At 39.7% G+C, this 24,661-nt stretch carries 19 protein-coding genes and 1 riboswitch; of the genes, 8 read left to right on the top strand and 11 right to left on the bottom strand.

Annotation, left to right across the window (positions count from 1 at the left end; genetic code table 11):
* Nucleotides 1-13 precede the first annotated feature (13 nt).
* From HGR01_RS19095 to ntrB, 3 genes are all read right to left on the bottom strand, one after another.
* A complete protein-coding gene (locus HGR01_RS19095; RefSeq protein WP_045873871.1) occupies nt 14-874 on the bottom strand; it encodes an ABC transporter ATP-binding protein in 861 nt (286 codons plus the stop codon).
* A 124-nt stretch (nt 875-998) separates the two neighbouring features.
* Complete coding sequence (locus tag HGR01_RS19090; protein WP_045873870.1) at nt 999-2,441, bottom strand: ABC transporter substrate-binding protein; 1,443 nt, start codon at nt 2,439-2,441, stop codon at nt 999-1,001.
* 139 nt (nt 2,442-2,580) lie between these two features.
* The gene (gene ntrB, locus HGR01_RS19085; RefSeq protein WP_045873869.1) at nt 2,581-3,432 is read right to left on the bottom strand and encodes a nitrate ABC transporter permease; all 852 of its coding nucleotides are present in this window, start codon (nt 3,430-3,432) and stop codon (nt 2,581-2,583) included.
* 89 nt (nt 3,433-3,521) lie between these two features.
* Nucleotides 3,522-3,666: riboswitch (cyclic di-AMP (ydaO/yuaA leader) on the bottom strand.
* A gap of 425 nt (nt 3,667-4,091) precedes the next feature.
* Here ntrB and HGR01_RS19080 point away from each other — a divergent pair.
* Nucleotides 4,092-5,279 (top strand): sensor histidine kinase, encoded by a 1,188-nt coding sequence (locus HGR01_RS19080; RefSeq protein WP_045873868.1) that lies wholly within the window; start codon nt 4,092-4,094, stop codon nt 5,277-5,279.
* Between the two features lie 156 nt (nt 5,280-5,435).
* Here the strand turns inward: HGR01_RS19080 and rnc are convergent, their stop codons facing one another.
* The 3 genes from rnc to HGR01_RS19065 all read right to left on the bottom strand — a co-directional run bounded on the left by rnc (nt 5,436) and on the right by HGR01_RS19065 (nt 8,175).
* Nucleotides 5,436-6,119 (bottom strand): ribonuclease III, encoded by a 684-nt coding sequence (gene rnc / locus HGR01_RS19075; RefSeq protein WP_045873867.1) that lies wholly within the window; start codon nt 6,117-6,119, stop codon nt 5,436-5,438.
* Nucleotides 6,120-6,277: 158 nt separating this feature from the next.
* On the bottom strand, nt 6,278-7,078 hold the full coding sequence (locus HGR01_RS19070; RefSeq protein ID WP_045873866.1) for an NYN domain-containing protein: 801 nt from the start codon (nt 7,076-7,078) through the stop codon (nt 6,278-6,280).
* A 488-nt stretch (nt 7,079-7,566) separates the two neighbouring features.
* Nucleotides 7,567-8,175 carry a hypothetical protein gene (locus tag HGR01_RS19065; RefSeq protein WP_045873865.1) on the bottom strand — a complete coding sequence of 203 codons (609 nt, stop codon included), beginning with the start codon at nt 8,173-8,175 and terminating at the stop codon, nt 7,567-7,569.
* Nucleotides 8,176-8,356: 181 nt separating this feature from the next.
* Here HGR01_RS19065 and HGR01_RS19060 point away from each other — a divergent pair, with 181 nt between their 5' ends.
* Nucleotides 8,357-10,078 carry an IS1634 family transposase gene (locus tag HGR01_RS19060; RefSeq protein ID WP_045871079.1) on the top strand — a complete coding sequence of 574 codons (1,722 nt, stop codon included), beginning with the start codon at nt 8,357-8,359 and terminating at the stop codon, nt 10,076-10,078.
* A gap of 8 nt (nt 10,079-10,086) precedes the next feature.
* Here HGR01_RS19060 and HGR01_RS19055 read toward each other — a convergent pair whose 3' ends face one another.
* The gene (locus tag HGR01_RS19055; protein ID WP_045871080.1) at nt 10,087-10,629 is read right to left on the bottom strand and encodes a Uma2 family endonuclease; all 543 of its coding nucleotides are present in this window, start codon (nt 10,627-10,629) and stop codon (nt 10,087-10,089) included.
* A gap of 96 nt (nt 10,630-10,725) precedes the next feature.
* On the opposite strand from HGR01_RS19055, the gene bchD reads away from it, so the two are divergent.
* Nucleotides 10,726-12,759: a magnesium chelatase ATPase subunit D gene (bchD, locus tag HGR01_RS19050; protein ID WP_045871081.1), complete on the top strand. Its 2,034-nt coding sequence runs from the start codon at nt 10,726-10,728 to the stop codon at nt 12,757-12,759.
* A 90-nt stretch (nt 12,760-12,849) separates the two neighbouring features.
* On the opposite strand, the gene HGR01_RS19045 is transcribed toward bchD, so the two are convergent.
* The gene (locus tag HGR01_RS19045; protein ID WP_045871082.1) at nt 12,850-13,245 is read right to left on the bottom strand and encodes a four helix bundle protein; all 396 of its coding nucleotides are present in this window, start codon (nt 13,243-13,245) and stop codon (nt 12,850-12,852) included.
* A gap of 44 nt (nt 13,246-13,289) precedes the next feature.
* A complete protein-coding gene (locus HGR01_RS19040) occupies nt 13,290-14,075 on the bottom strand; it encodes an RNA polymerase sigma factor SigF (RefSeq protein WP_045871083.1) in 786 nt (261 codons plus the stop codon).
* Between the two features lie 1,049 nt (nt 14,076-15,124).
* Here HGR01_RS19040 and HGR01_RS19035 point away from each other — a divergent pair.
* The 5 genes from HGR01_RS19035 (at nt 15,125) to HGR01_RS19015 (ending at nt 22,710) form a co-directional block, all read left to right on the top strand.
* Nucleotides 15,125-15,853, top strand: coding sequence for a Bax inhibitor-1 family protein (locus HGR01_RS19035; RefSeq protein ID WP_045871084.1), 729 nt, complete (start codon nt 15,125-15,127; stop codon nt 15,851-15,853).
* Nucleotides 15,854-16,003: 150 nt separating this feature from the next.
* Nucleotides 16,004-17,126 (top strand): PCRF domain-containing protein gene (locus HGR01_RS19030; protein ID WP_096622135.1). Its coding sequence is split into 2 segments (ribosomal slippage): nt 16,004-16,075 and nt 16,077-17,126, totalling 1,122 coding nucleotides; the frame shifts between segments, so codons are not numbered across the junction.
* Nucleotides 17,127-17,257: 131 nt separating this feature from the next.
* A protein-coding gene (gene prfB / locus HGR01_RS19025; RefSeq protein ID WP_096621659.1) for a peptide chain release factor 2 occupies nt 17,258-18,377 on the top strand; the annotation gives its coding sequence in 2 pieces (ribosomal slippage) (nt 17,258-17,329 and nt 17,331-18,377; 1,119 coding nt in all).
* Nucleotides 18,378-18,571: 194 nt separating this feature from the next.
* A complete protein-coding gene (locus HGR01_RS19020; protein WP_045871087.1) occupies nt 18,572-18,967 on the top strand; it encodes a carboxymuconolactone decarboxylase family protein in 396 nt (131 codons plus the stop codon).
* Between the two features lie 1,718 nt (nt 18,968-20,685).
* Nucleotides 20,686-22,710 (top strand): serine/threonine-protein kinase, encoded by a 2,025-nt coding sequence (locus tag HGR01_RS19015; RefSeq protein WP_045871088.1) that lies wholly within the window; start codon nt 20,686-20,688, stop codon nt 22,708-22,710.
* Nucleotides 22,711-23,205: 495 nt separating this feature from the next.
* Here the strand turns inward: HGR01_RS19015 and HGR01_RS19010 are convergent, their stop codons facing one another.
* Both HGR01_RS19010 and HGR01_RS19005 read right to left on the bottom strand, forming a co-directional pair.
* Nucleotides 23,206-23,886: a PAS domain-containing protein gene (locus tag HGR01_RS19010; RefSeq protein ID WP_045871089.1), complete on the bottom strand. Its 681-nt coding sequence runs from the start codon at nt 23,884-23,886 to the stop codon at nt 23,206-23,208.
* The gene (locus HGR01_RS19005) at nt 23,867-24,322 is read right to left on the bottom strand and encodes a ribbon-helix-helix protein, CopG family (RefSeq protein ID WP_045871090.1); all 456 of its coding nucleotides are present in this window, start codon (nt 24,320-24,322) and stop codon (nt 23,867-23,869) included. Before HGR01_RS19005 ends, HGR01_RS19010 begins: the two co-directional genes overlap by 20 nt.
* Nucleotides 24,323-24,661 lie beyond the last annotated feature (339 nt).

The raw sequence follows: 24,661 nt of genomic DNA, 5'->3' as shown, positions 1-24,661 counted from the left end.
ATGATAATCTAATTTATTCGTCTTGGCTAAAATAACGGTCAAGAAAATTCAGGGCGTGGTTACGAAGTTCAAAATATTCTTTTGAGTTTCGCATGGCAGAGCGAGCTTCCTTCGGAAGAGCTTCGCTAACGCGTGGATGGGAAAAAGGCACCTCTAATATTTCTCCGATTGTCGCCGCCGGGCCATTAGTCATTAATACGATGCGATCTGACATATAAATCGCCTCATCGACATCGTGAGTAATCATCATTACGGCTTGGCGATGATTTTCCCAAATATCCAATACTTGCCGCTGCAATTTACCTCTAGTTAACGCATCTAAGGCACCAAAAGGCTCATCCATCAGCAACATTTTTGGGCGAATTGCTAAAGCTCTAGCAATACCCACACGCTGTTTCATTCCTCCTGAAATTTCATCAGGATATTTATCAGCTGCAGCTGTTAAGTTTACCATTGCTAAGTGTTCGTTCACAATGCTAATTTTCTCAGCACGAGTGGCATTTTTTAACACTTCATCTACTGCTAAACGCACATTTTCTCGTACTGTTAACCAAGGTAAAAGCGAATAATTTTGAAATACCATCATCCTTTCTGCCCCTGGCTGACGAATTTCTTTGCCATCTAGCCTTACTGAGCCGGAGGTAGCTTTTTCTAATCCCGCTACAATTTTTAACAATGTAGATTTTCCACAACCAGAGTGACCAATTACAGAAATATATTCATCTTCACCAATCGAAAGATTAACACCATCTAAAACGACAAAATTTCCTTTATCTGGTGTGGGATAAGACTTGACTAAATTCTCAATTTCTAGGAAACCATTGCGGGGCATAACCTGGTTATGAGTATTGATAGGTACTGAGGTAGATTTCATGCTCAAATGCTCCGGAAAATATTTAGTCGTGAGTCAATATTGCTACTGGGAAATAGGGAACAGAGAAGAGGTGAAGAAGTATTTTGATTTTTTATTTAGCTATTTGATGAACAATACTGAGAAATTAAGACATGAAAAAACGCATAGGAGATTTAGCCCTAATTTCAAAACTATTTAAATAGCCCACGGGATCACTAGGGTCAAAAGCTTTTTTATCGATGAATACTTCTTTTGATTCCACTTTGTAATCATCTTTGGGGCATTCAATACCCATTTCTGCAGCTATCTCGCGGTAAAGGTCGGTTCGCCAACCTTTTTCGGCTAATTGTTCAGCATTTTTAGGAAATTCTTTAATTTGTCCCCAACGCGCTGCTTGTGTCATTAACCAGATACTTCTGGATCTCCATAAAAATGTTGAGTGTTCTCCGGGCTGTTTGGGAAGATTGTCAGGAATATCGAAGAAAATAGTATTATCAGCAGCTTGAATGGTGCGATCTTTGCCATCAAATCCACCATAGTTGTAATTGCCTAAAATTGCTGGCCCTGTAAATTTGGTAATTAGGGCACCTGGTTTTTTAGGTTTTGCACCAGTGAAGGAGCGATCTGTAATTAGTTCGGCAACTTCTTGGCGGTTTTCTGGTTTGCTGCAATACTGACAGGCTTCAATCATCGCCTTGACTAAGGAACGATAGGTTTTGGGATAGTCTTCGATGAAAGATTGCATCACTCCCAATAGTCGATCTGGGTGTCCTAACCAGACTTCTTTACCTTGGGCGAAGGTAAAACCAACGCCTTCGTTACCTGTAATCGCTCTAGTATTCCAAGGTTCAGCAACCATGTAGGCTTGCATCGCGGCAATCCGCACGTTAGTTACCATCTGGGGGGGTGGCACGATGATGACGCGAAACTCTTTGAGGGGGTCAACTCCAGCAGCGGCGGAGATGTAACGCACAAAGTATTCGTAGATGGCAGAACTTAAAACTACTGCCCAAACTTTGTTTTCTGGGGGTTGGTTGTCAAAGTAATTGCGAAAATCTCTGCCGAAGGCTTCTAAAGCACCATCGCCATATTTTTCTTGGTATTCATACCAAGGACGCAGCCCAAAATCCCACATGGCTTTGTTCATCGTCATGGCGTTACCGTGGCGGTGAATTGTCATGGCGGCACATAATTTGGCATGGCGTGCGCCTTCCGCACCAATTCTGGCGTTGGTAACTGCACCAGAGACGACAGGTGCAGCATCCAATCGACCAAATATTAAGCCATCGCGGGAAGTTGCCCAACTAGCTTCGCGGTTGAGTTTGACGTTTAAACCATATTTACGGAACAAGCCTTTTTTCCAGGCGATCGCAAATGGTGCACAATCATTTACAGGTACGTAGCCAACAGTAATATCCGGTTTTTCTAAGTCTTGGGATCTAACTACTGGTTTTATGGCTAAAGCTTCTTCGGTGAGTCCTTTAGCACCAGTATTACCTTTGATGGCACAGGAGGACAACGCCATTCCAGCAGTTGTTGCTCCCATTCCTATGAGAAATTCTCTTCTAGTCCAGTTATTATTAGCCATTTATGTGGCTCCAGCAGAATCATTAATAGGGTAAATATGCTCACGCAGAGACGCAGCGAAAAGTCGGAGGGGACTGAACTTTTCAAGACAGAGGTGCAAAGGTCAGAGTTTTTGAGAGTTTTGGCGTGAGAAAAGTGAATTATTTAGCTACTGTGGGGCGACGGGTTACTAATTCTTGAAGTTTGCCAACTGCGTAATCAAGAATTAATCCAGTTAAGCCAATGACAAATACAGCGAGAAACACTGAACTCAAATTTAAACGACTCCATTCATCCCAAACAAAGAAGCCGATACCGATACCGCCGGTGAGCATTTCTACAGCAACAATTACTAGCCAAGCAATACCTAAACTAATTCGCAATCCAGTAAAAATATAGGGTAAGCTGGCAGGCCAAATAATTTTAGTAATGCGTCGCCAACGGCGTATTTCTAATACTCTGGCGACATCTAAATAATCTTTGGGAACGCTAGAAACTCCTAAGGCGGTGTTAATAATTGTCGGCCATAGGGAGGTGATGAAAATTACGAAAATTGCTGAAGGATCTGCCAAGTTGAAGATAGCTAAAGCAATTGGTAGCCAAGCTAAAGGCGATACTGGTTTAAAGATTTGAATAATGGGATTTAAGGCTAACATGGCGGATTTGGACATCCCAATCAAAAATCCCAAGGGAATCGCCACTATTGCACCTAAAAGAAAACCTAGCAATACTCTGCGTAGGCTGGCGAGTAATAACCAACCGACACCTAAGTTACCTGGCCCTCGTTCGTAGAAAGGGTTGAGAATGTAGTCCAGATTAGCAACAAGTGCTTCTGGTGGAGTAGGCATTAATTCATGATTGAATAATGCGACAATCCACCACAGTACGATGATTCCTAAAAATCCTAAAGCTGGGAGGATGACAACATCTTTAACCAGGACAGGTTTAGCTTTTTTCCAAGCGACTTGTCCAGCTACAGCAAAAATCGCAGCTAAATTTAGTTGCAATAGCATTTACAACCTCAACACAATGTAAGCACGGGTACAATAATCCGAGCAGTACCAGCCTTGGACACTGATGAGATTACAAAAATGTTTTCTCTTCAGTCTCCTCTCATTGCCTACGAAGTTAGCTGACGGGCTAGGGCTGAGAGATGCCCCTCTCCTGTAGGAGATACGCCCCATAAAATTGGTTCCTCCGCTCTAGTGTCACATACTGTAATACACTAGATTAGGCTGACTTACTCTAAGTCTGCTCAATATAACATGATTTATCAGTAAATTTATCTGTCTATAGATTTAAATTTTCAATTGAATTACTTAAATTTTATAGATATTCTCTTGGCTCAGTATTGTTTTACATCTATGTATATAGTCAGATTCAATCAGTTAATTATGGTGTGACCAGGCTTATTAAAGAAAGATATATCAAGCAACAAGGTATTTGAGCGTTTGATTAATTTTAAGAGTATAGAGATAAATAATATACATATTCATTGCAGAGCATTAGTTATTGAGCAAGCTAACACAGCAGTTAGCTGATGTAATAGTTAAAGAAATATATACCGTTTGGTAGTTGTATTTTTTTGGAATTAGCCTAACTCAAGGCGGCACTTGTTAAACTTAGTGCATATAGAATTTGGCTCATCTGTCTATTTACAGAATTTAAAATAATGGATTTTAGTCAAGTACTGGCTGAAAAGACTGAAAGTATCCTGCAAAAATGGGTGTTAGAGGTACGGAAAGATCAACATATTGAAAGCGCGGATGATTTATCTTATACAGCAATCAAAAATCATCTGCCTGATGTCATCAAAGCAATGGTCACAGTACTGTCAAAATCCCAGGGTAATGATGTAAAATCAATTGTTGTGGCTAGTTGGCAGCACGGAGTTCTGCGCGCTGAACAGGGCTTTGATCCAGGCGAAATTGCGCGGGAATATCATCTGCTGAGAAGAGTAATATTTGAAACTATAGAAACAAATTTATTACAAGGAACACCAACAGCAATTGTGCGGGCGATGCGGTTAATTGATACTGTAATTGATGAAGCGATCGCACGGTGTTTTAATAGTTATTTTGAAGAGCGCTTGCGAGAATTACAACAGTTATATAATTCATTGATGCTGCATAACGAAGAACTTAATCGTTTAGTAAACGCTAACCAAGATTATCTGGCTCAATTAGCACACGAATTAAAAAGTCCTTTAGCTTCAATTATTGGTTATTCAGATTTATTTTTACGCCAACAAAGGCAGCAAACTAGAGTAAATAACAACAATGTAAATGTAGAACATATTGAAAGAGTACTACGTAATGGTAGGCATTTACTCCGCCTAATTAACGATATTTTAGAGATATCGCGCTACGACGCAGGAAAGGTACAACCAGAACCAGAATTGATTAATGTGAGCGAAATCATCAACAATGTTCTGGAAATGTTGGAACCTTTAGCTAGGGAACAAAAGTTACCAATTGTCGTTAATTGCCAAAGCGCTCCTCAACAAATTTTTACAGATCCAGTTAAATTACAACAAGTTATTACAAATCTTATTAGCAATGCTATTCGCTATACTGAATCTGGAAGCATTGATATCAGCTGTCAGATATTGGACGATCAAAAATGGGCGATCGCAGTTAAGGATACAGGTATTGGGATTGCGCCAGAAAATCAAACTCAGATATTTGATCCATACTTCCGCGTGGGTTGTCAGAAGTCCTATGTTCCCGGAAGTACTGGGCTAGGGTTAGCAATAGTGGCGCGGCTGGTAAAACTATTGCAAGGTGAAATTAACTTAGTTTCAGAAGTTGGGGTTGGTTCAACTTTTTCTTTAACTTTCCCTTTGCAATTAAAAATGTAAAAAATTTGATTTCGTGCATAGATAAGTAGGGTGTGTTGTCGCGCAGCGCAACGCACCGACAAAGCATTAATAATTCAAGATAAATTGAATTTTTCTCACCAATTTACTTCAATGCCAAAGATAATTTTGTATCTATGCACTAGTCAAAAATTTTATTTACAACAATCCTTGTCTTTTTAATTTAGCTAATGCATCTTCAGCCGCAGCTTTTTCCGCATCTTTCTTGTTGCGTCCCTTACCTTCTCCGTACTCTTTTTTATCGACAAAAACTTTAGCTAAAAACTCTGGCGCGTGAGATAACCCACCCGTTTGCACTGTCTCGTATACGGGAGGAGTCGGACTAACGTTGCGTTGTACCCATTCTTGAAAGCGATTTTTAGAATCTACATTAGAACGAATCACAACAACTTGTTCTGGTACAGAATCAAATAGTGGTGCAACAATGGCGCGTACTGCTTCAATATTAGAATCATTATCTAAATAATAAGCGGCTAGAACTGCTTCAAAGGTACTACTGAGTAAATTAGGATTTTGGTAACCACCATCCCGAATTGCACCTTTTCCTAGACGCATTCTAAAATCTAAACCTACCTCAATAGCAAACTTCGCTAATTGTTTTTCATCAACTAATGCAGAACGTCGCCTTGTTAATTCATCTTCTCCCTTTTCCGGGTGACGATTATAGAGGTACTCACCGCTTAAATAATTTAGCAAAGCATCACCCAGAAATTCTAAGCGTTCGTTGTGTTCGCCTTCTCCGGGATTTTCATGAACATAAGAACGGTGGGTAAGCGCACGGCGTAATAGTTTTTCGTCACGGAATGTTAGAAGTTTGTGCATTTTTATCTGGTGTTTTGTTGCGAAAAGTAACTGTTGGGAAATTTGTCTTTAAACATGAAAAAACCGCAAATAGCGGCGCTGTTTAGTCAATCTTTGGGTAGGGTGCGTTAGGCTTTAGCCTAACGCACCGCCAGATAACTAGGTTGTGAAAATCCAACTTAAGCAGCAAGTTTATCTAACTCAATTAAAAACAATTGCTGATTTTGCATTTTGACTTTTCCATCCTTCACAGCAACGTCAACAAACTTACTAAAGCGTGAAAATGGTTTACCATCAGGTTTCATAATTGAAGAAACCCCCTGATAGTTAGCACAACGCTGACGCATTAGTTTATCAATGTATCCAAATACTGTAGGCTTACCTTGGTGTAAAGCAGTTTTGATAGCCTCAGTTAAATAATTTATAGCTTCATTGTAACTAATTTGAGACTTAAAAACCGTAGTTTGAGGTTGAGTCTCATTAGCGACTAACTGAGGTAATTCATCCACAAAATGAAAGTTATCATCACCAACTAATTTAATCAGTTTTGGACTTGCACTACCTCTTTGAGCAAAGATTATCACCTTTTTACCCAAAGCTTGGAGTATAGAAATTAAGCCAGCATAGTCCCAGTCTCCTAATACGAGAATAATTATATTAGGAATAGGTGAACGCTGGGGAGTAAATAACTGAACACAGTCAGCCATCAATCGATGATCTGCACTGTTTTTTGAACTATCAGGAACATCAACACATGAAAAACCAAGACTTTCTAAAATATTCTTCGTAGCAGTTTGGTATTTATGTTTTGAATTATAATAAAGGTTTTTGCAATGTATACATCCTCTCAATTGGGCAAATTTTAGTAATAAATGACCTTTTTCTTTAATTGAGTTAACGTTTTGAAGATCCCAAAAAATACCGATATAATTTTTCTGTTGACTTGCCTGTCTATTTAAGGAGATGTGAATGTCTGCCATTGGAATTTATCCAGTGTTGTTTGGTGAACTGGACAGCTTCAAAAAATCACACATTTGGCAGTAGCATGGCTTTATATAACGGATGTATCCTCAATTAATACTTCCCTGCTATAAAGCTTTCTACTAAGGCTTTCGTTTGGTTCAAGTCTCAGCCGTAGAACTCCTGGCTTACTACCAAGCATCGCGTCATCGCTTCCCCTGAATGTTCACCCAAACATCTTGTCTTACCTTTAAAAACTCTAGTCAATCAGTAGACTAGATATCAGTCTGAAGATTCAGCCGAAGGGATGACACGAAGCTTGTCAGTAAACTAGGAATTCTGCTGCTGAGACAACACCAAATACTTGCACTTTAGAGTGAATTATTTTGCTGTCTCTATACTGAGAATTGCATAGTGTTAAAGTTATGTCAATACCCCTTTTGGTGAAAAATTACACAAGCGATCGCCCGATACAATAACTTTACAATTCATCTGTAGTTTTATTTGATTAAGGTTTACTTTCGGCGATCGCACTATACAAAATGCCTAATATTTTCTTAACATCTTTGATGTAATATTCGCTCAAATCAATCGAAACTATATTTCCTTCTAGCTTCAAAAATTGCCAGATAGTCCCGATAGTTACAGCACCATATATAGCCTTGATGTGATTTTGACTTTTATCGTTAAATAATTGGGCGGCTACCATCTCAGCAATACATTGCGCTAACCCAGATCTTAAATTTTCATTCTTACTTTCTACGAGAACAACAACTGGACTGCGTACAAGTAACTGCTCGGAAGATAGACTTAAGATAAAATCACAAAAACCATTGAGTCCGCGTTGGCTATCAACTGTAAAATCGACTCCAGAAAATAAACTGATTTCATAATTAAATTTCCGCCTAATTTCTAGTAATATCGGGCTAATAATCATTTCGCTGCGAGCTTTCTCAGAACTGATAGCAACTGCTAAATCAACATTTTCTTTGAGGATGGTAGATAATAAATCGCTACATTCTTGCTCTTGGACGCTGGCAAACATTCCAGATGATTCGTGGATGGTTAAACTAAAAGCATCAATAATCTCAGCTAGTTTAAAATCACTATAAGCCATAAACAAATTAGAAATTAAGCTTTGGCGGAAATATTTTACTTAAATCAAGAGATAAATCAGAAAAACAAGGTAAAATTATCATTTGATTACTCCCGGTTCGCTCATTTTTTTCTGAGTTAGCCAAAAAAGTATACCTCTAGATATATTCCAAAAAGAACTAAGTAGGTATAAGTTCGGGTTTATGGAATTTGAACCCAGAATTACAAACGAACGAGTTGATGATATACCCCTACTGCTAACACAACTGGAGCAGATGGGAGTAGAACAACTAATCGATAAACATTTTCCATGTCACGGAAACTGGCAAGGATTAAATCTAGGTAGTGTGGTGGTAATATGGTTAACACACATATTATCGCAAGCAGATCACCGTTTGAACCACGTTCAAGGTTGGGTGAGTAAGCGGTTAGAAACGTTAAAAAGCTTTACGGAAGAATCTTTACGCTCGCTCGATTTGGCAGATGACCGTTTGCAAGCAGTATTACGTTACCTATCTATAGATGCAAACTGGTTTTCATTTGAGTCGGAACTAGGAAGTAGTTTGCTACGGGTGTACGATATTATCCCAGAACAGGTACGTTTAGATAGTACAACGGCTTCAAGTCATTGTGGAGTTAACCCAGAAGGCTTATTTCAATGGGGTCATAGCAAAGACAATCGTCCGGATTTGGCGCAAGTGAAAATAATGCTATCGACATTAGACCCATTAGGAATGCCAATAGCGACGGAAATATTGTCAGGAGAAAAAGCAGATGACCCATTATATATTCCAGCAATAGATAAAGTACGTTCAACAATAAAAAAGTCAGAATTGTTATATATTGGTGACTGTAAAATGTCATCAATAAAGACAAGAACTCATATAGTATTGGGCGGAGATTTTTACTTATGTCCTTTAACAGCCAAGCAAGTATCTAACGAAGAACTAAGCAAATATCTCCAACCAGTTTGGGATGGTCAACAAGAACTAACAATTATAGATTACGAATATGCAGATGCCAAAACCAAAAATATAGCGGATGGCTTTGAAATAGAGATTATCCATGAAATAGAGATTGATGGGCAAGAAATCTCTTGGTCGGAAAGACAATTAATTGTGCGCTCATTTGCGATTCAAAAAACAGCAGAAAAACATCTACGTGAACGAATACAGAAAACAGTAGATGCTCTAGAAAAACTTAAAGTGCCTCGACGTGGCAAGAAAAAGCTCACTTCACACTTTGAATGGTTAGAAACATGTGAAGCTATTTTCAACAGATATCAAACAAGTGGATTATTTCAAGTTGACATTCAAACAAAAAGAGTTAAAAAAGTTCAAAAAAGATACCGAGACCGCAAAGCTAGAATAGTAGAAGAACTATGGTTTGACATGAGTTTTAAGATTGACGATTCCGCAGTTCAACACCAAATTCAAATGTTAGGCTGGCGGGTTTACGTTACAAATAAAAATCCAAATGAATTTGGTTTAAAACAAGCAGTTCGTGCCTATAGAGATGAGTACTTAATGGAACGAGGATTTGCGAGGCTGAAAAACTTTCCTCTTTCATTGACTCCGATATATTTACAACGTGAAGACCATATTACTGGTTTAATAAGACTACTGTCTATTGGTTTGCGAGTTTTAAACCTTTTAGAATTCCAGGTTCGCCACAATCTAGAAAAAGAGAAAGAAAAACTTGCGGGTCTTTATGTTGGCAATCCGAAGCGCGAAACTACAAGACCTAGCGCAGAAATAATTCTGGCTGCATTTAAAGAGATTACACTGCTGTTGATTGAGGTGAAAAACGAAATTTATGCTCACTTGACCGCTCTTTCACCTTTGCAGAAGCGTATTCTTGCTTTACTGGGCTTTTCCATCAGTATTTACACTCAACTTGATGGTCAATCTTTTACTCCTGAGTAGTCTTTCTTCTAACTTCCAAAAAAATGGGCGAACTGGGAGTGATTAGTTAAGACAATTCGCTTACTTGAATAACCGTATTTTCCCAGACTATCTGCATAAGGTTCGCTGTAACATTCTAAGTGATTATCAAATAAATTAAATATCCAATAATCAGTAATTCCAGCTTTAGCATAAAGGGGAATTTTTACAACTTGGTCATAATCTAAAGAAGAATCTGCAACCTCTATAAGCAGTAACACATCAATAGGTGATGGGTGGGCAGATAGATAATTATCATCTTTGTTTTTAACAATCGCAAAATCCGGTTCAGGTTCGCTGTTAGGGGGTATTGTAATTGGCGCTTGAGATTGCAAAGTAGCTCTATCTTCTACTAACTTCGGTAACAGTTTCCACAAATTTCTTAAACAAGTTTCATGTGCTTTACCCTTCGATACCATTTCGATGATTTCTCCGTTGACTAATTCAATATGGTCATCCTCATGGAAAAAACCTAACTCTGTGAGTCTGTGGTATTCGTCTAAAGTGAAGCGTTTAGCCTGAGCAATACTCATCAATCTTGCTCCTTGGGGAAAGTTGTCACAACACTTATTCTAAATGTGCCAGAAGCTTGATATGCTAAAAGCCGAGACTAGCTATATTGCCAAACAATGCCTGCGCCTACTATCACCCCTAAAGTCACTTCCTTCCCACTGACAGCCGTAGTCGGACAAGAAGCAATTAAATTAGCTTTACTCTTAGCAGCAGTTGATCCTGGATTGGGTGGAGTGGCGATCGCAGGCCGTCGTGGTACGGCAAAATCTGTGATGGCTCGTGCAATTCACGCCTTGCTACCACCCATTGAAGTTGTTGAAGGTTCGATTAGTAACTGTGACCCCAATCAGCCCCAAGATTGGGACGATCTCCTGTTAGCAGAATACGCAGATAAAGACATTCAAGAAGTTCCTACTGCAATTGTCCCTGCGCCGTTTGTGCAAATTCCCCTAGGGGTGACAGAAGACAGGCTCCTGGGTTCTGTGGATGTGGAAAAATCGGTAAAAGAAGGGGACACGGTATTTCAGCCTGGTTTACTCGCTACAGCTAACCGGGGTGTGTTGTATGTGGATGAAATCAACTTATTAGATGACCAAATTAGCAATCAGCTACTAACAGTATTATCAGAAGGACGCAACCAAATTGAACGGGAAGGGATCAGCTTTCAGCATCCCTGCAAACCTTTGTTTATTGCTACCTATAACCCAGAAGAAGGCGCATTACGGGAGCATTTACTAGATAGAATTGCGATCGCACTCTCAGCAGATGGAGTCCTGGGTTTAGATCAAAGAGTACAAGCAGTTGAACAAGCGATCGCTTATTCAGTATCTCCCCAAGAATTCCTAGAACAATATAACGAAGACTTAGACGGACTGAAAACTCAAATTATCCTGGCGCGGGAATGGTTGAAAGATGTCACAATTACCCACGATCAAATTGCTTACTTGGTAAACGAAGCTATTCGTGGCGGCGTTCAAGGACACCGCGCCGAGTTATTTGCAGTGCGTGTGGCGAAAGCGGCAGCGGCTTTGGAAGGACGCAACACCGTCAACGCAGAAGACTTGCGCCGCGCTGTGGAATTGGTAATTGTTCCCCGCGCTACAGTTGTGCAGACACCACCACCAGAACAACAAGCACCACCACCACCCCCGCCGCCACCTCAGCCACCAGAAAATCAGGACGAATCTGAACAAGACGAACAGGAAGAAGAACAGGAACAAGAGGAACAAGAACAACAAGAACCACCCAGCATCCCCGAAGAATTTATCTTCGATCCAGAAGGGGTGATCCTTGATGATACTGTGCTTTATTTTGCTCAGATGGCAAAGAGGCAAGGTAAATCTGGTAGCCGCAGTATTATCTTCTCAGACGACCGGGGACGCTACATTAAGCCCATGTTGCCCAAAGGCAAGGTGAGACGCATTGCTGTAGATGCCACACTCAGAGCCGCAGCACCGTATCAAAAAGCACGTAGAGAAAGACACCCCGATCGCAAAGTCATAGTTGAACAGGGAGACATCCGCGCCAAGCGCTTAGTACGCAAAGCTGGGGCGTTGGTAGTATTTGTAGTAGATGCTTCTGGCTCCATGGCCCTCAACCGGATGCAGTCAGCTAAAGGTGCAGTCATGCAACTTTTGACCGAAGCATACCAAAACCGCGACCAAATAGCCTTAATTCCTTTCCGTGGCGAACAAGCAGAAGTATTATTACCTCCTACTCGTTCCATTGCTTTAGCACGTAACCGTTTGGAAAGACTACCCTGTGGTGGCGGTTCACCCTTAGCGCATGGTTTAACCCAAGCTGTACGCGTTGGGTTAAATGCTCAAATGAGTGGAGATATTGGGCAAGTTGTGGTTGTAGCGATCACCGATGGTCGGGGTAATATACCCTTAGCTCGTTCTTTGGGTGAACCACAGGAACCAGGAGAAAAGCCAGATATCAAAAGCGAATTGTTAGAAATTGCAGCGAGAATTCGCGCTTTGGGAATACAGCTGTTAGTAATTGATACGGAGAGTAAATTTGTTTCCACTGGCTTTGCCAAAGAATTAGCGCAAACAGCCGGAGGTAAATATTATCATTTGCCGAAAGCGACCGATAAAGCGATTGCTGCCATGACTAAAGGTGCGATCGCGGATTTAAAATCTCGTTGAGTAGAGATGAGGGGGATGAGGGGGATGAGGGGGATGAGGGGGATGAGGGGGATGAGGGGGATGAGGGGGATGAGGGGGATGAGGGAGAGATTAATGCTTAATTAGCCAAGGTGATGGTTTGTTGATTATGTGTACTAAGCCGCTAATAACTTTATTGTATGTACCATAGAGTTCTCGGCCTATTTCAATATCCATGTAGTTACACTTAACAGCAAACTCAATCCAAGTCTGAGTCTCCGCCGATTCTGCCTCACAGTCATTTAACTTCGCTACAAAAGCTACTTGATATCTTCTTTTACGCCATCCCTCAGCAAAATTAGCACAAACTGAACGAGAAGAACGACGAATCTGATCGGTGAGTGAATAGCGTTCTTCTAATGGAAAATTTTTAGATAGTTCAAAAATATTCATGGCTCCATCAAAAGCCATTTTATATACTACTAAGTCTTTATGGTCTTTAATAACTTTTCCACTATTCTCCCTCATCTCCCTTATCTACCTCGTCTCCCTCATCTACCCTTACTACTGAACTATGACCCATTAGCTACAGCTTGCGGTTGTAAATAGGAAATTAAATCTTGAATTCCCTTTTGCAGATATCGCGTTACTGTCATGGGGCTGGTACCGATATTTTTAGCTGCATCCTTGCGGGAAAGTTCTTTTAAAAATACTAATTCAACTGCCATACGCGGCTTTTCTTCTAACAAACTGATAGCACCTTGCAGTTGTTGGCGTTCTTCTTCTTGTTGCTGAAGCGCACTAGAACGAGGACAAGGAAGGGCTTCACCTAAAGTTATTTGACAATCAACATAATGAACTGCAGTAGCATCTAAACTTAAAGGCATCCGATTTTGAGCAGCTAATTTAGTTTCTTGCCATTCTTGAACAGAGACATGCAGCTGTTTAGCGATTTCGGAATCTTTAGGAGGACGACCTAAAGCAATTGATAATTCTTTGCGAACCTTTTGCCCCTCATTATATAATTCTTGCCAACGCCGGGGAATTTTTAATAGAGTACTGCGATCGCGCAGAAAATGCAGCATCTCACCGCGAATATATGGTACAGCGAAGGAACTAAACGCATATCCTTGGCTGGGATCAAAGCGTTCAATGGCTCTAATCAAACCAAAATAACCGATTTGTTCTAAATCTTCATAAGGTTCATTACATTGATGGCTAAATTTGTGAGCCATCTTCCGTACTAAACCAGTATGTAGCTGTACAAGTTGATTACGAAGTTTAATAGAAGGATTCTGGTGGTATAAATGTAATAGCTCTATACCATCTATTCGCACAGAGGACTCACTTGCTGCCATATAAAAATTCCTTTGTTGTAACTCCTTTTTCTGAAGAAATGGAGTTGCGTATATTGTTATCAAAGCTGTCATTATTTTCCTTAGACGAGACTGAATAAACCATCGTCGTTATACTGAACTTATTAGGGTCTCGAAGCTCTAGTTCAGTATTTACACGCATGATTTTTTATTGATCTCTGTTGTTGATAAAAGTAGTTTTCTCCACAACAATTTGCAGAAGCTCATTCTCTTGAGTTCTGGCAACACACCTTAAATGTTTCTGCTTAAAAATACATACATTTATCAATGAGTATCTTGCTTGCTGAGTTGAATGGGAAAAAAATACTACCAACCTATCTAAAATTTAGATTGCCCATTCTGCTATCAGAACTAACCATACCAGCATTTGCGGAGATTGCTGGACATCGAAAAGTTATCTCAATCGCCCTATTTTGGCTGCTTCTAATTTACTGACTCAATATTACCGATCCTTACCTTTGCTCTTGGGCAGGAACAATCAAGAATTCTCTATCAGTAAGAACAATACTGTAGAGTCTCCAAAAACTCAAGACTAAAATTTTTTAAGCACAAAAGTATCGTTCTGATTTGATAAATACACCAAAAAACAGAATTTATCTAGGGGAGTTACAGAAATTAAATTATCCAATTAAGAGAGTGAAGACCACAATCATCGTCTTCCTCTAGGTTGAAAATAGTTATGGGGCATAGGGAAGGCAGTGCGTTGCGGAGCCAGTCGCATGAGCGGGTTCCCCCCGTTGTAGCAACTGCCGTCATAGGGCATGGGAAAGACAGATTTTTATGCTTGGTTGTGCCAAAACTAGGCATTAATAGCTGACTTGAAAGTGCTGAGTACAAATACTGCCCATTGCTACTTTCATACATGGTGATGAAATTTTTTTCATTGGGACTGCCTCCTCTGCTCCTTCTACTTACATAACGATAGGATATTTATTTGGAAGTCCTTAGCGTTACTCCCTGGTTACTTGCCGCAGATATTGGTAAAAATGAGAGTAAAGCAGAACGTTTATCTGTAAAACACTTTTTTAAATATGAGCAACACCAGCAATTTTCGTGATGCCATTCGGGACGCTAGAACTCAAGCCCTCGTAGGCCCTAATGTAATTGCCAATGCCCTTCCTTATGTCGGTGGCGGTCTTGTACTCACAGCACTGGGAACTTACGGTGGTTTGGGAGTTATCCGTACTAACCCCGGAATTTTCTTTCCCACCTTCATTGGTGCGGTAATTCTAGAGCTAATTTTGTTCTTTGTGGCGCAAAATGTTGCTGAAAAAGGCAACAAAGGTTTGGCATTACCCCTACTAGCTACCTATAGCCTCTTAACTGGATATACTCTCAGTGGCTTAGTGTTTGTCGCCTTGAGAACTCAAGGTGTAGGCATTCAAGGTATTGGTTTAGCTGCCCTAGGTTGTGGTGTTACCTTTATTGTTGCCCGTCAAATTGGTTCCAATCTTTCGGAACAAGACGGGATGGCTTTAAGTAAAACCGTCTCTCTCGGCATCATTGCCTTAGTAGTTGTCTGTTTGGCTCAATTTGTCTTTGCTTTGTTTGGTGTTTATACACCAACCTGGCTAGAAATAGCAATTTCTGGTTTGGGCGTATTTTTGTTCGTCGGCGCATCTGTAGTTGATTTCTATATCTTGCCTCGTACTTATCGCAACGATCAGTACTTGCCTGCGGCTTTGTCTATGTACCTCACATACATCAACCTATTCATTTTTATTTTGCGGTTGCTAATTGCCCTGAATGGCCGTGATTAAGCACCCATAGGTAAGTAAAATTGATAAATTATTACCGTGGTTGTTGAGATTCAACCACGGTTTTTTAATTTGGATGACATTTAAACTTAAGAAGAAATTTTTGTAATACAATATGTAGTAAGTTATCAGCCGTAAGTGAGCAAAGTTATGCTGGAACTCTCAAACATCAAACGTGAAGTAAAAAGGTTATCGAATATCCTGGGCAAAGCAGAAGATTGTCTTTGACCTGGGAGAAATAACTGCAAGAATTCAAGAATTAGAAAATATAATTTCTCGGCCTAATTTTTGGGAAACTAGCGTTAGTGCCTATGAAACAGTTAGAGATATTGAATCTCTCAATGCCAAAAAGATACAATATCAGCGATCGCATTCACTTCTAGGAGATATCAAAGCTGCTCTAGAACTGTTAGAATACTCTGCCGATGAGCAATTATTGCATGAGGCGCAAACTAACCTGATCCAGCTTCAACAAGAACTTAAAACACTAGAAATACAACAGTTACTAGTTGAATATTACGACCAAAAGAGCGCATATCTTACTATTACTGCCGGGGTTGGTGGAATAGATGCCGAAGATTGGGCTTCGATTTTGTTGAGAATGTACTATCGGTGGGCAAATAGCCACAATTACAAAGTATATCTAGTCGCAGAATCTTGCAAAGATGTAGCTGGAATTAAGTCCGCTACCCTAGAAATTACAGGTCTTTACGCATACGGCTGCCTCAAATCAGAACAAGGAACTCATGTAAAAATAGTTAGGATTTATCCCCAAAATGGTAATGGTAAGCGACTCACTTGCAAAGCAATTGTAGAAGTTAGCCCCATTTTAGATAAATCTTTTGAGTTAGAAATTCCAGAAAAGGATTTAGATATAACTAAATGTTGGCATAGTGGAAATGTCAACCGCCCACAAACGTGGGTACAAGTTTTTCATATTCCTACAGGAATTACTGTCTTGTGTGACCAAGAACGTAATCAACTGCAGAACCAAGAGCAAGCCTTAGCTATTCTTAAAAGTAAGCTATGGGCTTTCATGCAAGCCCAAGGTGTTCAGAATATTTCTGATCTTCAATCTGGCAGAATCAAATCTCTATTCAAAAAGCCCATCCGTGAATATATCTTGCATCCCTATACCAGGGTCAAGGATTTGCGTACCCAAGTAGAAACAACAGCTGCAACGGAGGTTTTGAATGGTGACATTGATTTTTTGATCAAAGCCTATTTGCAACAGCAATATCAAACCCTAGCGCGAGCAAATATGCATACTGAATAATTTCTGTAATTTTAGCAACTTAGACAAATGCAACGAGAGAACTTGGTCAACTACAGCTAAAATCAAAAAGGAAAATAGAAATTAAGAGCAAGTTCCTTACCATCGGGAGCGCTTTATCTTTAGTAAGCACTATGGATGTCTTAGAACTCAAACGCGAAATCGAAACGTTGTCTTACCGCCTGGGTAAAACCCAGGACTATCTTTGACGTACCTGCACTGACAGCGAAAATTCAAGATTTAGAACAAATTTCCGCCCAGCCAGAATTTTGGGACGACCAAACTAAAGCCCAAGAAACTCTACAAGAACTCAATGACCTGAAAGCCCACCTTGAGCAGTATCATCAGTGGCAAACTCATCTGGAAGATACCAAGGCTGTGGTTGAGTTGTTGGAGTTAGAAACCGACGAATCGCTGTTGCAAGAAGCGGAATCTACGATTACCACACTCAATAGCGAACTCGATCAGTGGGAGTTACAACAATTACTTTCCGGCCCCTATGACGATAAAGGCGCGGTGTTAACAATTAACGCTGGTGCAGGTGGTACAGACGCTCAAGACTGGGCATTCATGCTGATGCGAATGTATACCCGTTGGGCAGAAGCCCACGGTTACAAGGTGGCTTTAGCTGAAGAGTCAGAAGGTGATGAAGCCGGGATTAAATCGGCTACTTTGGAAATTACTGGTCGCTACGCCTATGGTTATTTGCGATCGGAAACTGGTACACATCGCTTAGTGCGGATTTCGCCATTTAACGCCAATGGTAAACGCCAAACCAGTTTTGCTGGGGTGGAAGTTATGCCACAAATAGATAGTTCTGTACAACTAGACATTCCCGAAAAGGATTTAGAAATTACTACATCTCGTGCTGGTGGTAAAGGCGGACAGAACGTCAACAAAGTAGAAACAGCAGTGCGAATTGTTCACATTCCCACTGGTCTGGCTGTGCGTTGTACAGAAGAGCGATCGCAATTGCAAAATAAAGAGAAAGCTTTAGCTCGTCTCAAAGCAAAGTTGCTAGTGATTGCGCGAGAACAACGCGCCCAAGAAATTGCCGAAATTCGCGGCGATATGGTGGAAGCTTCTTGGGGTAACCAAATCCGTAACTATGTGTTTCACCCATACCAAATGGTGAAGGATTTGCGTACCAACATTGAAACAACAGCCATTACCGATGTGATGAACGGCGACCTTGACGCTTTCATTCAAGCCTATTTGCGTCAAGAAAACCAACTTGTAGAAAGTACTGTTTAGTTGGGGATTGGGGAACTTGGGGCCCCCTCTGGGGATAAGGGGTAATGGGGATTGGGGACTGGGGACTGGGAACTGGGGAAGATGAGGGAGATGAGGGGGATGAGGAGACAGTAAGAAATAGCTATTACCCATTACCAAATGACAAATGACAAATGACAAATGACAAATGACAAATGACAAATGACAAATGACAAATGACTAATTTAATAGAATACGAACAAGCTAGCGATGAAGTGCGGGCGGTATATGATGATATCCGCGCTACACGTCAGACTGAATATATCAACAATTTTTGGAAAGCGATCGCTAATCATCCCCCTACCCTGCAACGTACTTGGCAAACGGTCAAGGAAGTCATGACCAGTCCAGGGGAGATTGATCCATTGATGCGTGAACTAATTTACATTGGGGTCAGTGTGACCAATGGCTGTGATTATTGTATTGCTTCACACACAGCATCAGGACGTGCCAAGGGCATGACTGATACGATGTTTGGTGAATTGTTAGCGATCGTTGCTACAGCAAATACAACTAACCGCCTTGCTAATGGCTATCAGATTCCCGTAGACGAGCAATTTAAAAATCAGTAATAGTCTGTTGTATGTAGTTGCTATGTATTAAAACACAATATTGTTGTGCTGCAAACTATGCCATAGCAATCAGTTTTGATGCAAAGAAAATACTGAAGTAGAAAGAGAACAGGAAAGAAGAAATTAAGGTATATAGAGTTTTTAGCCATCAAATATGATTCTTACATTCAAGTGGGTGGCTAATAAACTACACATTACATATACGCATTCTAGCCTACTTCAAGACGCGCTGTACTTATATAATGCAGCTTTTTTTACTAGCTATAGCTTTGTATAAGCAAAGTTTCATGGCTTTCTATTAAATATGAAGCTTTTAATAATGTATAAAATATGATTCTTGTAGAAGAGTTGTATTGGGAGCATCCCACTTTTTTCAATGTCATTGCGAACGCAACGAAGTGGAGTGAAGCAATCGCAAAATCTCTCACCAGGAATAAATCCATGCGATTGCTTCGTCGTTCCTCCTCGCAATGACGCTTAATTCTCTAGTTATAAAATAAAAACTGGGATGCACCCAGTTGTATTTGTATAAATTCAACATATATAAGAATAATATTTGATTTATGAAAAAGGTAGGTATAGTTTTATTCCTGATTATCGTTGCTCTTTCCCCTTGCTACACAAGCATTTTCAGGTATCAAACCGAATTGTTATATGTAAGAAGCTAGTTACAAATATGTAGCAAAATTTTTAAGCTTGTATTTTCCTATTTAAGCGCAACACGTAATAAATACAACAAGTTAAATCTCCTGTAGTATCATTGTTTTGATGAGTATAAACTGGTAACATTAATAGAGATTAACCACTGAAAAAAATAGAATCTTATAGACAATAGAATATCTTCAAACCTATCGTAAGACAGATGGAAATGTTGTTTAAAAAAAACTAAGATTATCAGAAATAAAGCAAAGGGCATCACGAATCTTGAGGGTGCAGATACATAGGTAAATACAGAGTAAAAAATTATAATTTTTTACTCTGTGTTTTCTATATTTGCTAAGATTTTTGATTTGGAAAAGTAGTACTCAGTAACCTTCATCAACTGCGTACACTAATAATCGTGCAAAATTAAGTTTATTAGTAGAAAGAGAGAACAGAGAAATAATCTGTGTAATTAATTGTTTTAACTGCTTAATATAAGTTACTCAGCAATCCCACTTGACAGCAGTGACTACAAGGGGGTATGTCCATTACCACGATTTGGATATCTTATACCAAATCAAATAATGTTTGCGATACATCAATATATTCTAGAGGGCAAGGCACTGCCGTGCTTCTACAAGCTGTCGCATTCTCTTTTCAAATTAATATTACGGTAGGCGCTAACCTTGTTTCAGAAGTGATCTACACAGTGGTGCTACTCTTTGGGAAGCCGTAGAAGCGTCAGTACTGTTTTTAGGTATTAAAATTCCATAAAAAGCATGAAAATCGTTCTTATTTAGCCTAAGTGCCCCTATTTTCAAATTCGCCCCCAGGGAAAAATACCACAACCAAACATCAAAATTTCTCTTTCCCTGCTCCCTATTTTCAAGATAGTGATTTCTTTAACACGTCAACTTTGATATCATTGGCGGGGCGTTAACTTACGGCATAATATACTTTACTGCCTATAGTTAGCAATAAACTGTTGCATATTTTTATCTAACTAAATAAATTTACATCAGTAATAATACGCAAGCTATAATCAAATCATTCCGGATAAAACTATATTTATTTTCATGCATAGTCACCTTCTGGATGCACGTTACCGAATCTTGGCGGTTTTAAATACAGGGGAATTGACACAAACCTATTTGGTGGAAGATACAAACCTTCCTAACAGTCAATTTATCTTGAAGCAACTACAACCTGCCAACAAAAATCCTCAAGATCTAAAAATTTTGCGCCGCTTGTTTGCACGTGAAGCAGCAACTTTAGAAAAAGTCTGTAAAAAATACGAGCAAATTCAGCAGCTAGTTAATTATTTTGAAGAAAATGAAGAATTCTACTTAGTACAAGAATTTATTCCTGGTAAGCCGTTAACTGAGGAAATTTTTTTAGGTACTCCTTGGGAGGAAGAGCAAGTTATTAATCTCTTAACTGAGATATTAGAAATTTTGGTATTGATCCATAGTCAAGAAGTCATACATCAGGATATTAAACCAGCAAATATTATTCGGCGGGAGTCGGACAACAAGTTAGTTTTGATTGACTTTGGTTCTATGAAAGAAATTGTCGCTAATATTGTTGGCAATCTCGAATATATACCCATAGAGCAATTACAAGGTAACACCCAACCTAACAGCGATATATATGCTTTAGGTATGATAGCGATCGCAGCTCTCATCGGTTTAACAGATAATGAAATAGCTATATTACCAAAGCACAAAAATTTGCTGACAGGTGAAATTGTTTGGCGTGATAAAATTCCACAAGTCAACAAAGGTTTAGCTAGAATTATCGATAAAATGGTGCGTTTTGATTACCACAAACGCTATCAGTCTGCTACTGCAGTATTAAATGACCTCAAGCATCTAACAAATGGCACTCAAAAACGGATAATTAACAAGCCTTGGTTAATTGTTGCTGGAATCGCTAGCTTGATTACAGTTGGTGCTGCTGCATGGTTTTCACTCACTTCCAAACCTGCGGGTGATGCCAAGTTATTATACCTGCAAGGAATAGAAAAATATGAGCAAGGTGAATTCCAAGAAGCTGTTAAAGATTTGACTCAGGTAATTACATTAAATCCGCGACATGCACAAGCTTATAATCGCCGAGGTGATGCTTTTTATCGATTAGGAGAATATCAAAAAGCTCAAGCAGATTCTAGCAAGGCAATTCAGCTAAATCGCCGGGATGATAATGCTTATTATGACCGTGGCTTTTCTTTTTATGAATTAGGTAAATATAAACAGGCGATCGCAGATTTTAATCAAGCAATTAAACTGAATGCCAAAAATCCTTATACTTACTATGGGCGGGGTTTAGCACGTGTAGAATTAAAAGATTATCCAGCAGCAATCACTGATTTTAGTAAAGCGATCGCCTTTCAGCCAAAGTATAGCGAAGCCTACTTACAACGGGGTATTGTCCGCCGCCGCTTAAAAATGAAAGAAGCTGCGATTCAAGATTTTGATACAGTGATTGAGCTAAATCCCCATGATGCTAAAGCCTATTATCAACGGGGTTTAACTTTATTTACAAATAACCAAAGTCAAGCTGCGATTCAAGATTATAATAGCGCCATTGACATCAATCCGAAATATCTGGAAGCTTATCTAAGTCGGGGAGATGTTTATAGCGATTTGGGCAAAAATTTAGAAGCAACTGAAGATTATAACAAAGTTATCGAGCTAAATCCGAAATTAGCTGTAGCATATCTCCATAGAGGAATGCATCGCTTTTCTTTGGGAAATTATCAAGGCGCAATTGTAGATTATAACCAAGCGATTCAACTAGAACCTAAAAATGCAGTTGCTTATAATAACCGGGGTAATGCTTATCTGGAATGGGGAAATAAAAAAGTAGCACTGGCAAATTACACCAAAGCGATCGCAGTGAATTCGCGCTATGCCTTAGCCTATTATAATCGCGGTTTACTGCGGGCAAAATTAGGGGAGAAAAAAGGCGCGATCGCAGATTTTCAGCAAGCCGCAAAATTATTTAAGCAAAGAGGCGATCAAGATAGCTATAAAGATGCACAATCACAGCTAAAAGGATTACAAACCACATCAGATAACGAATCTAAATCTGAAACCTAGATTCCGCCCTTGGAAGTGGTAAATAAGATACTTTTGGGATGAGGAATGAGGTTTTGAAAAAAACATGTGACTAACCCTGTTCTGTCACTTTGGGAGAAACCAATGCCTGAAAGCCTTTGAGAGTTTTACTTTTCAGTTTTTGGCTATAAATTTTAGTTTCTGTTAGAAAATAAAAGCTCAAAACTTTATCAAATCAAAGTTTCAGAGTTTCGCTCCGATTATTGTTTTCCGCAAGTGACATAAGAGGGCTAATAATAGTCCAAAATCTCAATTACTCGAGAATGATTGCAGGAATTATTAATTAAATTCTGTATTATTTAATTTCACAAATTTTCCTCCAAAATCCGTCTTGAAAAGTTTGCTACGTAGGGAAACCCTCCTTGCAACTTTTCGCAAAATTTAATATCGCAAATTTTGAAGGAGCGCACCCTGAAATTGCAAAAGAAAGGACGCACCTGATGATTTTTAAATTCTTGAAGGAGTCAAATTATTTATTTAAGCCTGTTCCAATACCCCTGGTGGAATCGGCACAAGTTGAGGCGTTGATAAACAGGTTCCCTGTCTATACCAAATACCATCAACCTCAAAAGCCTCGAATTGAGTGGTGAGTATCGCCCAAGCGCGCTCATTCAATCCCGCAGAATATGTCCAGGTGAACTGGCGATCATTATGTAACCTTTGTTCCAGTTCTGCTAAATCCTCAGGTAGCCAAAATTGGGTCATTACCCTCTGAGTCGCAATTTCTGGTGGTGTCTCTAGCATCTCAGCCATTGGCTGATTAACAATGATTTGCTTGCGAGTATCTTGTCTGACGATACTCACAGGGCGCTCATTTTCTGCAGCAGCTACCATGCGGTACAACAATTCTGACGGTATTTGCAACTGGCTACAAAACACAGAACCTTGATATTGTAATATCCGTTCCGCAGTTTCTGCGGATGTTGGCGGTTCTTGCGTCGCCATCCACCCAAAAAATTCAATTGGGTTCTTACAACCTCGCCAGCGAATCCGCACTTTCCCATTAATTCTGTATGCAGTTTCACTGAGAGCGTCTCCGTAGCTTTGAGCAAGCTGCGTAGCATCACGCTTAGTAGGAGCAACAATTGAAACTCCTTCATAAGACATTTTATAATTCCATCCCGGTAAGTTGAGGATTCTAAGAATACTCACACTCATCTTCTTTGACACCTCCAGAATCTCTATACACTTTTACACCCCTAGTATCTTGATATACGGACAATTTAAAAGTTTCTTCCCAAATCTTTACTCTTTCCTCCTCCGGGATGGCTAAAGCCGATGTGATAATTGCAAAGTCTCCTGGTGTAGGTAAAACTTCACCCTTGGCTAACGCTGATAAGTTTTTTATTCCACAGCGTTTCAGTTCTGTCATATTGGTTCGCACTAAATCAGCAATGGTTTTGGGAGCAGCATTTCGAGAACTGTTCGAGCGAGAACCCGTTTTTTGGGCTATCCACTCATGGGCCATCTCTTCGATCGCATCGCTTTGGGAAATACCCAAACGAGCGCAGATGCTCTTGAACTCCAGCGCTAAATCTAGGGGAATATAGCCGCTGATTTGCTTGTAATCATCAGAACGCCTTCTGTCAGTCATATACCGAAATCCTGAATATTACGCTTGTCTTTTATTTTCTCTCATGAAGTCACAAATGCAAGACATTTTTTTTTGTCTTAATTAAATGACAGCTTGACAAAAAAAAATGACAAACTTAGTATGAGAACTGGAGCAGTAAGCGGCTGAAGACGAAAAACGGTAGATACCCTTAGAAGCTAGCTGCTATATCTTGTAGCTAGCTTCTCACTTTTTTTGTAGATGCGAGAGTTTTTTTGAGTCTCTATATATTCAGTATATCTGCTTATAAAAATTTGGCAATAGTACCTATATAAATAGTTTTCGGGGATTTTTAAATTTTAGGTAGAGAATAAGGCGGGT

It is taken from the genome of Tolypothrix sp. PCC 7712 (assembly GCF_025860405.1).
Taxonomy (GTDB): Bacteria; Cyanobacteriota; Cyanobacteriia; order Cyanobacteriales; family Nostocaceae; genus Aulosira; species Aulosira diplosiphon.
This window is presented reverse-complemented; position numbering and strand designations above follow the sequence as displayed.

Excerpts from the sequence above, each read along its gene's own strand:
- HGR01_RS19070 (WP_045873866.1), bottom strand. The coding sequence starts at position 7,078 with ATGGCAGACATTCACATCTCCTTAAATAGACAGGCAAGTCAACAGAAA.
- bchD (WP_045871081.1), top strand. The coding sequence starts at position 10,726 with ATGCCTGCGCCTACTATCACCCCTAAAGTCACTTCCTTCCCACTGACA.
- HGR01_RS19095 (WP_045873871.1), bottom strand. The coding sequence starts at position 874 with ATGAAATCTACCTCAGTACCTATCAATACTCATAACCAGGTTATGCCC.
- HGR01_RS19065 (WP_045873865.1), bottom strand. The coding sequence starts at position 8,175 with ATGGCTTATAGTGATTTTAAACTAGCTGAGATTATTGATGCTTTTAGT.
- HGR01_RS19080 (WP_045873868.1), top strand. The coding sequence starts at position 4,092 with ATGGATTTTAGTCAAGTACTGGCTGAAAAGACTGAAAGTATCCTGCAA.
- HGR01_RS19045 (WP_045871082.1), bottom strand. The coding sequence starts at position 13,245 with ATGAGGGAGAATAGTGGAAAAGTTATTAAAGACCATAAAGACTTAGTA.
- HGR01_RS19020 (WP_045871087.1), top strand. The coding sequence starts at position 18,572 with ATGACTAATTTAATAGAATACGAACAAGCTAGCGATGAAGTGCGGGCG.
- HGR01_RS19055 (WP_045871080.1), bottom strand. The coding sequence starts at position 10,629 with ATGAGTATTGCTCAGGCTAAACGCTTCACTTTAGACGAATACCACAGA.
- rnc (WP_045873867.1), bottom strand. The coding sequence starts at position 6,119 with ATGCACAAACTTCTAACATTCCGTGACGAAAAACTATTACGCCGTGCG.
- HGR01_RS19040 (WP_045871083.1), bottom strand. The coding sequence starts at position 14,075 with ATGGCAGCAAGTGAGTCCTCTGTGCGAATAGATGGTATAGAGCTATTA.
- HGR01_RS19015 (WP_045871088.1), top strand. The coding sequence starts at position 20,686 with ATGCATAGTCACCTTCTGGATGCACGTTACCGAATCTTGGCGGTTTTA.
- ntrB (WP_045873869.1), bottom strand. The coding sequence starts at position 3,432 with ATGCTATTGCAACTAAATTTAGCTGCGATTTTTGCTGTAGCTGGACAA.
- HGR01_RS19010 (WP_045871089.1), bottom strand. The coding sequence starts at position 23,886 with ATGAGTGTGAGTATTCTTAGAATCCTCAACTTACCGGGATGGAATTAT.
- HGR01_RS19060 (WP_045871079.1), top strand. The coding sequence starts at position 8,357 with ATGGAATTTGAACCCAGAATTACAAACGAACGAGTTGATGATATACCC.
- HGR01_RS19090 (WP_045873870.1), bottom strand. The coding sequence starts at position 2,441 with ATGGCTAATAATAACTGGACTAGAAGAGAATTTCTCATAGGAATGGGA.
- HGR01_RS19035 (WP_045871084.1), top strand. The coding sequence starts at position 15,125 with ATGAGCAACACCAGCAATTTTCGTGATGCCATTCGGGACGCTAGAACT.
- HGR01_RS19005 (WP_045871090.1), bottom strand. The coding sequence starts at position 24,322 with ATGACTGACAGAAGGCGTTCTGATGATTACAAGCAAATCAGCGGCTAT.